16 protein-coding genes and 1 pseudogene are annotated in these 13,604 nt (G+C 41.1%); 8 read left to right on the forward strand and 9 right to left on the reverse strand.

Annotation, left to right across the window (positions count from 1 at the left end; all coding sequences use genetic code 11):
• The first annotated feature begins 157 nt into the window (after positions 1–157).
• The 6 genes and pseudogenes from L3V31_RS16610 to L3V31_RS16640 all read left to right on the forward strand — a co-directional run bounded on the left by L3V31_RS16610 (position 158) and on the right by L3V31_RS16640 (position 3,922).
• On the forward strand, positions 158–652 hold the full coding sequence (locus L3V31_RS16610) for a hypothetical protein (RefSeq protein ID WP_237317540.1): 495 nt from the start codon (positions 158–160) through the stop codon (positions 650–652).
• A 148-nt stretch (positions 653–800) separates the two neighbouring features.
• Positions 801–1,379, forward strand: coding sequence for an SEC-C metal-binding domain-containing protein (locus L3V31_RS16615; RefSeq protein ID WP_237317542.1), 579 nt, complete (start codon positions 801–803; stop codon positions 1,377–1,379).
• A 145-nt stretch (positions 1,380–1,524) separates the two neighbouring features.
• Positions 1,525–2,049: a GNAT family protein gene (locus L3V31_RS16620; protein WP_237317544.1), complete on the forward strand. Its 525-nt coding sequence runs from the start codon at positions 1,525–1,527 to the stop codon at positions 2,047–2,049.
• 16 nt (positions 2,050–2,065) lie between these two features.
• Positions 2,066–2,168 (forward strand): annotated as a pseudogene (locus L3V31_RS16625) (DUF3265 domain-containing protein).
• 27 nt (positions 2,169–2,195) lie between these two features.
• The gene (locus tag L3V31_RS16630; protein WP_237317546.1) at positions 2,196–2,828 is read left to right on the forward strand and encodes a hypothetical protein; all 633 of its coding nucleotides are present in this window, start codon (positions 2,196–2,198) and stop codon (positions 2,826–2,828) included.
• Between the two features lie 143 nt (positions 2,829–2,971).
• Positions 2,972–3,922, forward strand: coding sequence for a DUF559 domain-containing protein (locus tag L3V31_RS16640; RefSeq protein ID WP_237317549.1), 951 nt, complete (start codon positions 2,972–2,974; stop codon positions 3,920–3,922).
• 84 nt (positions 3,923–4,006) lie between these two features.
• On the opposite strand, the gene L3V31_RS16645 is transcribed toward L3V31_RS16640, so the two are convergent.
• Complete coding sequence (locus L3V31_RS16645) at positions 4,007–4,357, reverse strand: regulator (RefSeq protein ID WP_237317551.1); 351 nt, start codon at positions 4,355–4,357, stop codon at positions 4,007–4,009.
• A 473-nt stretch (positions 4,358–4,830) separates the two neighbouring features.
• Positions 4,831–5,127 carry a hypothetical protein gene (locus L3V31_RS16650; RefSeq protein ID WP_237317553.1) on the reverse strand — a complete coding sequence of 99 codons (297 nt, stop codon included), beginning with the start codon at positions 5,125–5,127 and terminating at the stop codon, positions 4,831–4,833.
• A gap of 373 nt (positions 5,128–5,500) precedes the next feature.
• On the opposite strand from L3V31_RS16650, the gene L3V31_RS16655 reads away from it, so the two are divergent.
• Together L3V31_RS16655 and L3V31_RS16660 are read left to right on the forward strand one after the other, a co-directional pair.
• Entirely contained in the window at positions 5,501–5,722 is a 222-nt protein-coding gene (locus L3V31_RS16655; protein WP_237317555.1) for a hypothetical protein, read from the forward strand.
• Between the two features lie 368 nt (positions 5,723–6,090).
• Positions 6,091–6,312, forward strand: a complete 222-nt coding sequence (locus L3V31_RS16660) for a hypothetical protein (protein ID WP_237317557.1) — start codon at positions 6,091–6,093, stop codon at positions 6,310–6,312.
• Between the two features lie 76 nt (positions 6,313–6,388).
• Here the strand turns inward: L3V31_RS16660 and L3V31_RS16665 are convergent, their stop codons facing one another.
• The 7 genes from L3V31_RS16665 to pntB all read right to left on the reverse strand — a co-directional run bounded on the left by L3V31_RS16665 (position 6,389) and on the right by pntB (position 13,603).
• On the reverse strand, positions 6,389–6,781 hold the full coding sequence (locus L3V31_RS16665; RefSeq protein WP_237317559.1) for a universal stress protein: 393 nt from the start codon (positions 6,779–6,781) through the stop codon (positions 6,389–6,391).
• 914 nt (positions 6,782–7,695) lie between these two features.
• A complete protein-coding gene (locus L3V31_RS16670) occupies positions 7,696–7,854 on the reverse strand; it encodes a YoaH family protein (RefSeq protein ID WP_237317560.1) in 159 nt (52 codons plus the stop codon).
• A gap of 43 nt (positions 7,855–7,897) precedes the next feature.
• Positions 7,898–9,025: a conjugal transfer protein TraF gene (locus L3V31_RS16675; RefSeq protein WP_237317561.1), complete on the reverse strand. Its 1,128-nt coding sequence runs from the start codon at positions 9,023–9,025 to the stop codon at positions 7,898–7,900.
• 59 nt (positions 9,026–9,084) lie between these two features.
• Positions 9,085–9,966 carry a DUF2861 family protein gene (locus L3V31_RS16680; protein WP_237317562.1) on the reverse strand — a complete coding sequence of 294 codons (882 nt, stop codon included), beginning with the start codon at positions 9,964–9,966 and terminating at the stop codon, positions 9,085–9,087.
• A gap of 6 nt (positions 9,967–9,972) precedes the next feature.
• Positions 9,973–10,641, reverse strand: coding sequence for a response regulator transcription factor VxrB (vxrB, locus tag L3V31_RS16685; protein ID WP_237317563.1), 669 nt, complete (start codon positions 10,639–10,641; stop codon positions 9,973–9,975).
• Entirely contained in the window at positions 10,616–12,067 is a 1,452-nt protein-coding gene (vxrA, locus tag L3V31_RS16690) for a sensor histidine kinase VxrA (RefSeq protein ID WP_346014862.1), read from the reverse strand. The genes vxrB and vxrA overlap by 26 nt, the downstream gene beginning before the upstream one ends.
• Positions 12,068–12,226: 159 nt before the next feature.
• Positions 12,227–13,603, reverse strand: a complete 1,377-nt coding sequence (gene pntB, locus L3V31_RS16695) for a Re/Si-specific NAD(P)(+) transhydrogenase subunit beta (protein WP_237317567.1) — start codon at positions 13,601–13,603, stop codon at positions 12,227–12,229.
• Between the last annotated feature and the right edge of the window lies 1 nt (position 13,604).

The following is a 13,604-nucleotide window of genomic DNA, read 5'->3' on the forward strand; positions in this document are numbered from 1 at the left end:
CATGGCAGGGTACGGAACACGTTTGGTAAATTCGTATAACAAAGCATTTAAGAGTGATTCGCAACGCTTGGCGGTTTCGCTTCGCTCAAGTATAGCCAAGCACCGCTCACACCTTAATGCGGCGTTAAGTGGCTAAGTGCAAACTATGGAGATTTTCGTGTTTGATTTAATAAATAAATTTTTACAGCAATCAGATTTGCTAATTGAATTGGGTAAGGACCAAATACAAATCAAATCATTTTCTTCAGATATCGTATTTCAAGATTCTCCCTATATTGCTGTAGAGACGACGGGTGAAGGTCAGACTATTAAGGCTATTGGCTCAAAAGCCAAACTCTTGTCCTCGAACAGTGTTGAAGTATCCAATCCATTTGAATCGATTGCATTGGAGCGAATTGATACTTATCGCGGGAAGCGAGTTATGGAGCTTTTCATTTTTGAAATGAATAAGTTGGCCAAATTTCGTCTTTCGCCACGTATAGTTGTACATCCTCAAGAACTATCAGGATGCATGTCTCAAGAGTTCGTAAAAACCCTTCTACAGTTGGTAACAGAAGTTGGTGCCAGAGATGTAGTTGTGTATGAAGGAAGTCGAATAGATCACCTTACTGAAAGTTTTAAGTCTGTCAAAAATAGGTGTAGCGCCACTTAACAAGGCGTTTAAGGCAGATTCCCAACGCTTGGCGTTTTGCATTCTAGGTTGGGCTAAGTGTTTACGGTGTAAAGGTTTAGGTTGGGTGGTTGGCGTTGCTCACTACTTAACGCGGCGTTATAGCGATTGTTGAGTTAGGAGTACAGAATTGCAGTATTTTGATTTATCAGAATTAAGTAATAATTTGCTAGAGAAACTAGGTGTCGAAGATTTAAAGAAGATTCCTGTTCAACCCGAACCGCGTGCTAAGCCTCTTAATTGTCTAAACAATGTCACTGCTTACATTGAAAAATATGGCGGTAGTGTGCAATTTGGCTGGATTTTTTCGTGTTTAGGGAATATTTCAATCAAAATGACAGCTCATGCTGTCGTCAAAATGCCTGACAATTCATTAGTCTGCGTAACACCGAATGAATATAGGACGGGGCTATTGAAGTTTGCTCCTGACAGTTCGGTCGAAACTCTCGTTAAGCATAACTTTCTTCCGACAAAATTTGTGCCTTTGATAAGTGACCAATCATTATCTGAGTACATTGCTATAGAAGTTGAGCAAGACAAATTACGTTTGGATAATCAAGGTATTGTTGCTCAATCTGATCTGAATCAGTTCCAAATGAGAGCATCGCTACTTTATCCTGCTATCCTGTCTCTCGCTAAAAAGTACACTGGAAGAAACGATCAGTGTTACTGTGGTTCAGGAAAAAAGAACAAGAAGTGTTGTGGCTAAATCGCTATAACAAAGCGTTTAAGACAGATTCCCAACGCATGGCATTTTTCATTTCATCGTTGGGTTTAGTGTTTACGGTGGTCTGGTTAAGTCTCGTGGCTGCGTTGCTCACTACTTAACGCGGCGTTAGGCGAATGGAGGTGCAATGAACTACGAAAGTGGAATTTTTAGAGTCAGAGAGCTTCGAGAATCTGATGCCAATTCTTTGTTCTATATGTATTCAGGCTCAAGCAGTTCAGCAAAGTACATATCGACATTGCCCCACGATACAGTTGAAAGTACGCTCTCGAAAATTAAGCAATGGCGAAAATGGTATTCAGAAAACGCTCCCAAAGTTTGTGTGTATGGTGTTGCAGCGAGTCCAGATGATTTTGTGTTCGGTTTAGTTGTTTTCGTATTTAATGAGCAATATGCTGAAATTCATTTTGGTATATCAGATCAGTTTAGTAATCAAGGCATTGCAACTGAGTTGTGCCGCTCTGGTCTGCAATACTTGAAAAGTTTGGGTGTAAATGAAGTAAGAACCAATCCCTTTATTGAGCATCTCGCAAGCATAAGAGTTTTAGAAAAGTCGGGTTTCTTAAATCATGGTACGCTAAAAAATCATGCAAGGTTTCCGACTTTGGGCGATGGTCTTTTCAATTGTGCAGATATGCGCATAAGCCTTTGAAAATTCGCCTAACAAGTTGTTCAAGAGGGATTCACAACGCGTGGCATTTTTACTATGCGTTGGTTTTGGTGTTTAAGGTGGTTTGCAGCAACTTCGGTATTGCGTTGTTCACCCCTTAACAAAGCGTTAGGTTTTTGGGGACTAATTTGAATAATCTAATTCGAGACAATATAGCAACTATTGTAGCTGTTTTGATTACAGTGATAAGTCTAGGTGCTTTTTTTATACAGTTTCACTCAGGTCTCTCAAATGAGCAGAATGACTGGGGGAGTTTTGGTAGTTATATTGGTGGTGTTCTTGGCCCTTTGTTTGCATTTTTGGCGTTTCGTGCTGGTCTGGAAAATTTAAAGTTTATTAAAAATCAACAAATTAGCTCTGAGACTCTAATTGCTATCCGAGCATATGAGAAAGATCTTAAAAGTTTGTATGAGATGGTTGTAACTTGTGATCACCCATGGCTTTGGACGCACGATATGGGAGGAGAGTATGCAGGATTGAAAGAACTTCCATTGAGCACTCTTTTAAAAAGTGACTCTCTAGACTGGGAATATCACTTGTCAGTACTTAAAGAGAGTCCCAAGTTACGACGCCAACCCGATGGTTCTTTGTTTCAAGATAATGAAATATGGTTACAAGCCTTAAATGCGTCCAACGGGTTGTTTCGGTACATCGACTTATATCAGAAACAAGGAGGCGATCAGTCAATAATTGATTATTACACTAGTGCTTATGAGGTTCCTTACAATCGGCTTATGCACAGTGAGATAGTAAAAAACTAACAAACAATTTAAGAGTGATTCGACACGCGTGGCATTTTTACTATGCGTTGATTTTAGTGATTAAGGCGGTATGCGGCAGCATCAGTATTGCGTGCCTCACACCTTAATTGGGCGTTAAGCTTACAAACATATTATGGTGAAAAATGAAATATCCAGGTCAACCGGCAGACGCTCCTAGTTGGTATAGAGATCGTGGTCAATCCCACATTGAAGCTGAATTTAGTAAAGAACTAAATGAGCTTGCTGATTTAATTGAAAGTGAGCAATGGTTTGGTGACAAAGAAAAGCACGCAAGATATAGGGTGGATTTCATTCTTAGAGATGCGCGTTTGATTATTGAGTTGGATGGGCACGCATATCACTCTTCTCCAGAGCAATTAGAAAAAGACGCAATAAGGCAACGATATTTAACAAGGTCAGGTTATACGGTTATTCGTTTCACGGGACGTGAGATTAATAGAGACGCGAAAGGCTGTGTCGATGAAGTTAGAACAATATACCGTGAAAGAATGCAACGAGAGCCAGTTAAGTATCGAGCAATGTATATCGATTATAGGTTTTTCTACCAAGAACGTATGAAAGCCATGAACTTTTTCAGAAAAATCAATCCCGAGAAAAAATTGACATCACCATCAATTGATCAAGTGATTCCTCATGCCATCGAGTGGTTGTATGAAAAGTCCTTTATTACTGCTTTTATATTCCATCTCCCAGAAGATGGATATGAAATTGAGCATTTAAATGGTTTAACTCTTGATTATGAAAAGGGCGAAGTAAGAATAAATACGGTCTCCGAGGAGTGGTATAGTCTTGAACTCGGAGAACATATGCTTAGGTTCGCTCATTTGTTCGATGAGTTTCTTGTTATCGCTGATGATCCTGTTTATGTATCGCCATTATTGAGTGTGCTCCCTAATGAAATGAGCGTAGACAAACTTGGAGATATAGAATTTAGTTATATTGGAAATGGCAAGTTACTTCGACGAGGTAATAACGAAACATCGTATATTGGCTCTGATCTAGTTAGAGTTAAGTGGCAAAATGTTTGGTATGTTCTTGGAGCCGCTATGGGGTTGAGCATATACGAAATGTAAGCTTAACAAACGACTATGGCTTCAACTCAACATACTTTTTCTAATTTAGGGTCATTAAATATAAAGGCTCTTTGCAGAGCCTTTTTACATCATACGTTTTAGAGCTCTAGCATACTTCAACACTCGCCCTGCTGCTTTTAAGTCACTTAATGCCCCTATTTCTAAGAGCGCAATTCCTGTCAAAACTTGCTGAGCTGTTACCAATTGTCCAGTTGGAAGCTCTAGCCTGTCATAATGCATTTTAAAACAATCCCACTGTTCCGAAGAGCTAAGTTCTCTACCTCTAACCATTCTCATAAGTCTTTTACACTCCGGAGGAATTGCTTTTCCCTTATCCCATTCTTTGATAGTCCTCGCAGTTTTTAAACAAAGCTCAGCAGTCTCTTCAATGGACAAACCACACTCAAATTCGCGGAAAATGTAGTTTTTAGTCATTTCGTAACTCCTTGTGGAGCTGTTCGTTAAAATCACAAATTACGCAATGAAACGACATTTTATTTTTATTGAACATAAGGAGATATAATGCGCACTAAGGGGTAAGCACAAAGCGAAAATGTCCTAATATTACTAAGTGAATTTGTCCTATATTCACTTGGAGGTTTAAGGATGCTAATAGCCATGAATGATCGCGAACTACAACGATTTTCTGTCATCCAAGATGTCTTGCACTGTAATCTTTCTCGTAGAGTTGCGTCGCGAATTCTTGGTATCAGTTATCGACTGCCTGGCGGAACTTATTCAGATCGATGGATCTCATCATGATTGGTTTGAAGGACGCAGCGACAAATGTTGCCTGCTGGTTTCATCGATGATGCTACTGGTCGCCTGATGAACCACCGCAAAGTTCGGGAAACCCGCGAAGAATTTATTGTTTTGACGTCCTTCACTTCGTTTATAACGTCAAAATACTATTGGTGAACAGTATCACGCTTAGTTTCAAATGTAGTCCAAGTATTATTCTTAAAAAGCGTCACAAATGCGGTTTTATTGTCGCTGTATTCCTTTACAACCTTAGCGTTCAGCATTTCTTCTTCCGTTGGTTCACTGTAAAAGTGACAATGCCTTTGATTCTGTGGCACTCCCCATTTTGCACAGTTCGTGCGGCAGTAATGACAGCCATCAGAGGCAGTGCGCCCCGGATGACTAAAAGAAGTAAAACTGGCAAACGACAACAATGCGGCTAGCACTAACATTGTATATTTCATTGAATAGACTCCATCTAATTGACTATATTTATTGTATTACTAAGTATTTACCAATATGGGATCGGTCACACATAAATACATCTAAAGTGTGAGTTAAGTTGATTATGAATCTAATCTTTAGCGTCTAATACCAGCCCCTTTTATTCCATATTTTGAAGCCCTTGGTTAAGTTCTTTGTTGATGTCCGCTAAGGGTCAAGGACTGTGTCACTAGGTCATAGATACACTTTCGATTCTCTTCAAGTTTGATTTGAAGAACGAACTGAAAACTAGACCAAGTAACCGTTTCGGTTTTGGAACCGAAATCAATTGACCTTATCCCCCTAAAGTACTAGCTTTATCTCATTCCTATGTAATTAATAAGGATTAGTACTATGGATAAGCTAGTTGAATCTGTATTACAAATAAAACAGAGAACAATGGTGACAGGATTCTTTGCGAGAAACGGATTTAAGATCGCGATGACTGACTTTGATGATATGACCTTTGAACGCGAAGGCGTCCAAGTCAACGTACATTTTAATATGGAGTCGAATGCGGAATCGGCTGATGTTTTGAGCCCAAGCGCCACCATCATACCAAGTCTTTCTTGTTAGCTTCCTCAGCTAGTCTAAAGATAAAGTCTTAATAGCCGAGCTCCCACGAGTTAGGCTTGTAATTGCCCTAATTGACAAGAAGATAAAATCTACCGTTTTGTCCGTTTACTATTCATTTATAGCTTCATGCATAGCGCGAGTGTTTGTAACAATTAATGTCTATTATAAGAGCCAAAGTGAGCGGCAGCATGGCCATTATCACAAAAACGCTACTAGCTATTAAGCGCAATATTAATTAAAGGTCATTCCATAACGTTAAGAGACCCGAAATGGAAACCATTCCTCTCTCCGTCCTTTATTAAATTGATTTCATATCAGATAAGGAGTATGGTTGTTGGATATCCCCACTAATAACAAGGAGAACTACCTTGGATAAACTACTAGCGTCCGCATTACAAATAAAACAGCGCACCATGGTAACCGGCCTTTTTGCTCGAAACGGTTTTAAGATCGCGATGACCGATTTTGATGACGTGACATTTGAGCGAGGAGGTATTCAAGTTAACGTGCATTTTGATCTGAACGCGAATGCGGAATCGGCTAATATTTTGACTAAAAAGTCTAGAATCATCCCAAGCATTTCTCGTTAACTACCCCACAACGAAAACAAATTAAAATATTGTGCTGTAACAGCCGAGCTAGATAAGCTCGGCTTTTTTGACTGGGTTATTCATCATGAAGGAACACGACCAATAAATCGGCCTCTACTGAGTTAGCGAGCTTAGGCACAGATGAGAAAAAGCGACTTAATAAATTGTGGTGGTGGCCGCACACTACTAAATCTATGCCTTTCTGTTTGACGAGCCCTTGCAATTTGATATGTAGATCACCAATAACGACCATGGTTTCAGATACTGGATACTTACATTCTGATGCAAGTGCTTTTAACTTTCTGTTGTATTCCTCTTCTTCTTTAGGTTCTAAGACAACTCTATCTACATCTACATACACGAAGGAAAGTTTACAGTTTGGGTCTGTTGCCTGACTAATCGCTTTATCAATAATCGTCTTGCTAGAATCAGATAAATCAACTGCGACCAATATATGCGTGTAGCTCATTACTTTTCTCCCGACTAGTTTTCATAGACTTACAATAAGTCTAGTTCACTTAAACCAATTCAAGGTATGCGTTACTTCAAAACATAGAAATCTTGATCATTGTTTCGCGTTCGAAAGACTTTATCCTACAGTGCAGACAGACTTTTCACCACTAACCTGATTTTAATGCATTGATATTTAATCACTTTTCACTTATATCATAAACATCATCTCTCACACCAGATTGTGTTACGTCGTCACAACGTTTCTAAAAATAACTCTACTTTATCAGGCTGTTGACCACATTAATTTTTAGCTGTGCCTATTTCTAAGCACAATAAATAATGCGTTACCGCGTAACATTGGTATTGCCCTATCAGCGTTAAAATTCTTACTTGGAACACGCATGAATAGAAAGCAATAAAATGAAGATATCGGCTTTGCATAATTGTTGCTCAGGAAACGTGCAAGTACTTACTGTTGCTAAGCCTTATGTATTAAGAGACTCCTTCTTTAAAAAATCATTGTTACAACGTAGCGTGTTATAGATTTCAGCATAATTATCTACCCATTTTTGAAGTAAGACACTCAGGTGTAATTAAATTACACGGATAATTGCTGAGTATATAGGAGTCAGGGAAAAACTCTTCAATAAGTCGTTGTTTATAAAGAATTAGATTCGAATTGCTGCTGATTGGTAAGGGTCGACTCAGGTTTTTAAAGGGCAGATAAAATGCGGTTGGTAAAGTTTTACCTGTCATTTAAGGCGCTAGTTTCAAGGATAAAGTTGCCTTGTGTTAATTGACGACCGTGACAATGTCACGGAATTAAAGCATAAATCGTGGTGTAGGTTTTTATTTGTTGAGGTATTCGCTAGGCACAAAAAAAGCAGAGCGTTTCCTGCCCTGCTTCTTAATTTTTCGTTTTATTTATTCTTAGTTTTGTTGCTGTTTCGCAGCGTACTCAGCTCGAATTTCTTCAGCAACAATTTTTATTGCTTGAGCCGTACTTGTACCTTGAGACATTAGCTCTTGAATCTTTATCACGGCTTGCTGTTGTTCTTCGTGAGATAGAGGGGGTAGATCGTCAAACATAAAAAAAGCTCCTCATTTTGAGGAGCTGACTATAACCATTCGCTTAATAGGTCGCAAGGAAATTAATTGACGCGCCCATCGCGTTTTCGTTTGTATAACGAGCAGCTATATCCAGTTCAATCAAGTTTAGTGGCGACAGCCCTACACCTGCGGTGATCGTCCCCTCATCATTACTTCGAGCTAAGTTTTTCATATACCCAGCTCGCAGTGCCATTTGGCGCAAAATATCAAATTCAACACCGGCACGAATCATTTGGGTATTGTCATCAAAGGATGAAAAGCGTTTTTCTTCATTTAAGTCGTAGTCGACACTCATGGTAAAGTAATCTGCAGCGATGCCTGCACCGATCGTATAAACCGGTCTCATGCTATATTGATGTGATTCGATGGTTTTACCATTGTACTGAAACGATTTAGTTTCTACATCTCTTCCTATTAAGTTCTTTGCCGCAATGCCTAAACGGTAAGGACCAAAGAACCATAGCGCGCCCGCATCCAAATTAAACATGGTTTCGGCTGTTTCGTTTTCACGTAAGTCAGCGGTGTCAAAGTTGCCGAAGCTTGTTGCGTATGAATAGGTGTAAATACGTTGCAGTTTTGGTGTGATGCCAACAGAGAGATGCTGCCCCATGTAGTTGGTGTATTTTGCTAATGAGATACCCGCTTCGGCGACGCCAATACTCACGCCTTGAACATAACTTTTCTCTCGCGGATCTGTACCCGAAGTATCGATTTTGGGTTGGACGAATGATTCGGTATATAATTTTCCGTAAACCGTTGCCGATAGAAATTTGTTAGGTATACCAACAGAAATGACACCGCCAAGATCAAAGTTTAATTTTTGATTAGCAACAGCAAGAGCATCCAATGCACTTTCTATTTCGCTAGCATCCGTTAGTTTGCTGATACGATCAATTTCATCAATCAAATCGTATTGATCGTCAAAGCTAAACCCAAAGCTAGGCGCAATGATACCCGCGTCATCATTGCGGCGGTAGATTGCACTTAAAGCAGGGTTGAAAAATGGCGCGGTAAGGTAACTGGCAGATACAGTGCCAACACCACCCATCGCATCACTGCGAGCTTCAATTGAGTAGTTAGCAGCTGAAGCCATATTGCAAAATAGCGATGAGGTGATGACGGTTGATAATATTCTGAATTGTGTTTTCATACTACACTTGTGATTTCGTTCTTCCTGAACTTATATCGGCACAAATGTAATTTCTTTAGTTATTCTTCTTGCGAAAGATCATAAGTACGGCTTATCGTTTGAGCTTGCTCAACAATGATGTCTCCCTGCCAACGACGACTATTAATGCTCACTGCAAGAACATAGCGATCATTTGGTACGCCAGCGAGTTCTAGTGACTCAGGATAATTCGATTCATAGGTTTTTTTCCACATTTGTTCATACTGACCTTCTATGTAGTCATAAAGCCCTACTTCAAGCTGTGGCAATGGACAATGAGGATTTCTCAGCGCGCTCTTTTCAACTTTCCAGTTTTCTTTAGAAATCCAGCGAACGTACTGACTGGAGTTGGAGTCGCCCAAGATAACCCAGGTTCGATATTCAGGTTTATCTTTCGCAACAACCGTTAAATGATACAAACCAGATTCAAGCTGGCCGGTTAAGTTGTAACGCTTAAGAAAACTGCGCTCATTCGCGATTTCAGTTTCATTTGGCGTTTCTTCTACCGCAAATGAACTGTCAGCCGAAATAGAGCTATCAACCCAACGTTTGAATGTGATCTGTTCCACTTCCGCAGTCGCTCTTACCTTAACAACCAAACGGAACGTATCGCGGCCAGGACTTTGAATTGTTTGGCGTATGACGTTAACGCCACTTACCCAGTCTGGCAAAGTGACGGCTGTCAGTGATTTTCCACAATCCTTAGTCAGAGACTGACCAAGCACATCGTTTAAATGTGAGGTTAAGTCGCGGCTGGGTTCTGTCTGCCATAGTTCAACCAATGTATTGAACATTCCTGAAAGATCATCTTCGAGCAGGTGTTGATGAGCCTGAGTTAGGGGCGTGTTGGTTCGAAACCAGTCCATAGCTTGGACTGGCTTCACTAACACTAATGACAAAACTACAGGGAGTAGTATTTTCATTATTCTTTAAGCTTTCATTTTGTATCCGACACCACGAAGTGTCTCTATTTCTAAGCCAGGTAGTTTCTGACGTAGCTGAAGTACATGCGTATCAACAGTCCGTGTTGTTGGGAAGTGGTTGTAACCCCAAACATGGTCAAGTAGCTCGTCTCGAGTAAATACACGACCTAGATTAGACGCTAAGAACAATAGTAGGTCGAACTCTGTACGTGTCAGAGTAATTAACTCGTCCTTAAACAGGACTTCACGAGTCGCGCGATCAATTTCTAAATCCTTTGTGATCACTTTATCTGAACTTGCACCATCTTGTTCCGCGGAATCCGGCGAGCGTAATTGTGCACGAATACGAGCAAACAACTCAGCCTCTGCAAAAGGTTTAGTTAAGTAGTCGTTTGCACCTGAATCCAATCCCGCCACTTTGTCTTTCACTGTCACAAGAGCCGTGAGCAGAATGACTGGAACATCCTTGATATTTTTCCATTCAGGAAGATGTTGTACAGAGTCACCGTCAGGTAACTGGCGATCGAGAATCACTAAATCGGCTTTCTTCCATTGCGATTCAACGTCCGCAATACGCTCCACATGTAAACACTCATATCCTGCTTGTTCCAGGCTTACTAACAGGCCATCAGCCAAGTTTTTATCGTCCTCAACGAGAAGCAGTGTCTGTTTCACAAGGTATCTCCAATATAAAGGTTGTAGGTGGTCCAATAAGGGACATTTTTCCGCCCATGCGGCCTACCATAGATTCAACGATTGTTAGTCCAAGCCCTAATCCGCTCTTACTTACGAACGGTTTTTTCAAATTAGTCCAGTCTTTTGCGGTTAAGTCACCGGCATCACGGACTTGGAAAACGATTTTATCTTCACTCGTTTGAACATTCAGTTCAACTGGTGGAACACCATACTTAAGTGCATTACGAAGCAAGTTATCAATACAAGTACCAAGCCAGTACACGTTAACTTTAGCAGCCACATCTTCGTTTATGTTGATAAGTACAGCGTTATCAAACTCTTCTTCAATCTTATATTCTAACCATTCAGCAACAGATGGAACCCAGTCCGTTGCAAGCATTTGGTTATCTGACTGCAAATAATCCTTACTCGCCTCCGCCAACTGGCGTAATCGACGTGTATCTTCGCACAGCCTGCGGAATTCGTCATATACACTTTCTGGTAAGTGCTCAAACTCTCGACGAAATCCTTCAACGGTCATGGACAGAGACGCAATTGGCGTTCTCAATTCATGCGTTAAAATTTGCAGTACCAGCATACGGCTGCGCAACTCTTCTCGTTTACTGTTCCAACGGTATACCGCCCAACCGATCACGAGAAGTATGTTCGCGATGACCAAAATAATCATGCTGATACGAAGAATTTGTGAATGATCTTCGACGTCCCAACAAATATTGCCTCGTTTTACAAAACAGCTCTTATTTTCTGACGCCAGAGAGTAGGACAAACCGGCATTTGTGACGTTTTCTTGCCATAGCTCTCTTTCGAATACAAAATAGCGATCCCCTCGACGTAACCAAAGTTCATTACCTTCAATGAACATACTCGCTCCAGCGATCAGCGCATTTATGGCATCATCATTCATGCTTTGCAAGCTTTCGAGTAATTCATCACCCTCTTCGTTGCCGCGCTCTTTAATATGCATGTATTGAGCGAGCTTTGGTCTAAGGTCGGGATGCTTATCTACATAGCGAGCAGCGTAAGTGCCTCCACCAGGGTGAATGAGTCCACTGCGAGAAAACCAGCGTGGTGTAAGCTCTGTGCCTTTACAGATAGCCCGAGTGAACACAAGTGGCTCAGTAATCAAAGGGCTGAGTGGTAGTTTACCACGACAAGTTTTATCTAAACTATAAAGCTGCTGTATGTCCTTCAGCGGATAATCTGACGTTTGCGGAAGTAATGAGTCAGGCGCAAGTAACTTGGTTGGGTAATTTGATTGCAGAATACGAATATCATACGACTTAAGAGCTACTTCATAGTTAAATAGCTCTGTAAACGTATCTATTCTCTCTGGTAATGAATCGGCTGCTACAGTTGCCGAAAAAACCGGCAGGATAGTTGCTAAACCGAGCAAAATCTTGTTAATCAAACTGTTACCGTTACTTATTAGATTACGCCAAACTATACAACAATCTAGAATCAATTGACATCAGGTAACTTCAGGATTTGCATTACTATAACATTGAACCAGAACAAAAAAGGGCCAGCGATTGCTGGCCCTAAATGATTCTAAAGCAGTTTATGATTACAACGCTTTAAAAATATTTTCCACGCTTTCTTTCGCATCGCCAAATAGCATTGACGTGTTTTCTTTAAAGAACAACGGGTTTTGTACGCCGGCGTAGCCTGTATTCATTGAACGTTTGAATACGACCACGTTTTTAGCGTTCCAAACTTCCAGTACAGGCATACCTGCAATTGGACTATTTGGATCTTCCAGCGCGGCTGGGTTAACCGTATCGTTCGCACCAATAACAAGTACCGTGTCGGTTTCAGTAAAGTCATCATTGATTTCGTCCATTTCAAGAACGATATCATAAGGAACTTTTGCTTCTGCCAGCAACACGTTCATGTGACCAGGAAGTCGACCCGCTACAGGGTGGATACCAAAACGTACTTCAATACCTTGAGAGCGAAGTGCATCCGAGATCTCATGCACAGGGTACTGAGCTTGCGCTACCGCCATACCGTATCCTGGAGTGATGATAACTGACTTTGAATTTTTCAGCATTTCAGCCACTTCTTCAGCATTTGTTTCACGGTACTCGCCCTGCTCTTCATCACCAGAAATGATGATCTCCTGACCAAATCCACCAGCAATAACACTGATGAAAGAGCGGTTCATCGCTTTACACATGATGTAAGACAGAATTGCACCTGAAGAACCAACCAAAGCACCAGTTACGATCAATAGGTCGTTTGCGAGCATGAAACCTGCCGCTGCCGCTGCCCAACCAGAGTATGAGTTCAGCATTGAAACGACTACTGGCATATCCGCACCACCGATTGATGCTACCAAATGGTAACCAAACGCGAATGCAATCAGCGTCATTACGATAAGAGCGAACATGCTGCCGTCTGCTTTTACGAAGTAAATCATAAGAAGCGTAGACACAACAATCGCAGCCAGATTCATTTTATGCTTATGCGGAAGGTTAAGCGGTGAAGAAGAAATCACACCACGTAACTTACCAAATGCAACGATAGAACCGGTAAACGTCACCGCACCGATAAACACACCAAGGAATACTTCAACAAGGTGGATTACGTGCTCAGCGTTCGTTACCGCTTCAGGGGCATCGAGGTAACTGTTGTAACCAACAAGAACCGCAGCCAAACCTACGAAGCTATGAAGAATCGCAACCAGTTCAGGCATTTCCGTCATTTCTACTTTCTTAGCGTAGAAAATACCGATCGCACCACCGATCGCCATCGCGATAATGATCCAGCCAAAACCTTGAGCATCCGGACTAACGATCGTAGCGATCAGCGCGATCGTCATACCTGCGATGCCGTAATAGTTACCGTTACGTGCAGACTCTTGCTTAGAAAGCCCCGCCAAACTCATGATGAAAAATAATGCAGCAACAATGTAAGCTGCTTGTACTAATCCTGCAGACATT

This window comes from Vibrio sp. J1-1, assembly GCF_021728395.1.
Taxonomy (GTDB): domain Bacteria; phylum Pseudomonadota; class Gammaproteobacteria; order Enterobacterales; family Vibrionaceae; genus Vibrio.

Excerpts from the sequence above, each read along its gene's own strand:
- L3V31_RS16665 (WP_237317559.1), bottom strand. The coding sequence starts at position 6,781 with ATGAGCTACACGCATATATTGGTCGCAGTTGATTTATCTGATTCTAGC.
- L3V31_RS16645 (WP_237317551.1), bottom strand. The coding sequence starts at position 4,357 with ATGACTAAAAACTACATTTTCCGCGAATTTGAGTGTGGTTTGTCCATT.
- L3V31_RS16670 (WP_237317560.1), bottom strand. The coding sequence starts at position 7,854 with ATGTTTGACGATCTACCCCCTCTATCTCACGAAGAACAACAGCAAGCC.
- L3V31_RS16620 (WP_237317544.1), top strand. The coding sequence starts at position 1,525 with ATGAACTACGAAAGTGGAATTTTTAGAGTCAGAGAGCTTCGAGAATCT.
- L3V31_RS16655 (WP_237317555.1), top strand. The coding sequence starts at position 5,501 with ATGGATAAGCTAGTTGAATCTGTATTACAAATAAAACAGAGAACAATG.
- pntB (WP_237317567.1), bottom strand. The coding sequence starts at position 13,603 with ATGTCTGCAGGATTAGTACAAGCAGCTTACATTGTTGCTGCATTATTT.
- L3V31_RS16680 (WP_237317562.1), bottom strand. The coding sequence starts at position 9,966 with ATGAAAATACTACTCCCTGTAGTTTTGTCATTAGTGTTAGTGAAGCCA.
- L3V31_RS16640 (WP_237317549.1), top strand. The coding sequence starts at position 2,972 with ATGAAATATCCAGGTCAACCGGCAGACGCTCCTAGTTGGTATAGAGAT.
- L3V31_RS16650 (WP_237317553.1), bottom strand. The coding sequence starts at position 5,127 with ATGAAATATACAATGTTAGTGCTAGCCGCATTGTTGTCGTTTGCCAGT.
- L3V31_RS16675 (WP_237317561.1), bottom strand. The coding sequence starts at position 9,025 with ATGAAAACACAATTCAGAATATTATCAACCGTCATCACCTCATCGCTA.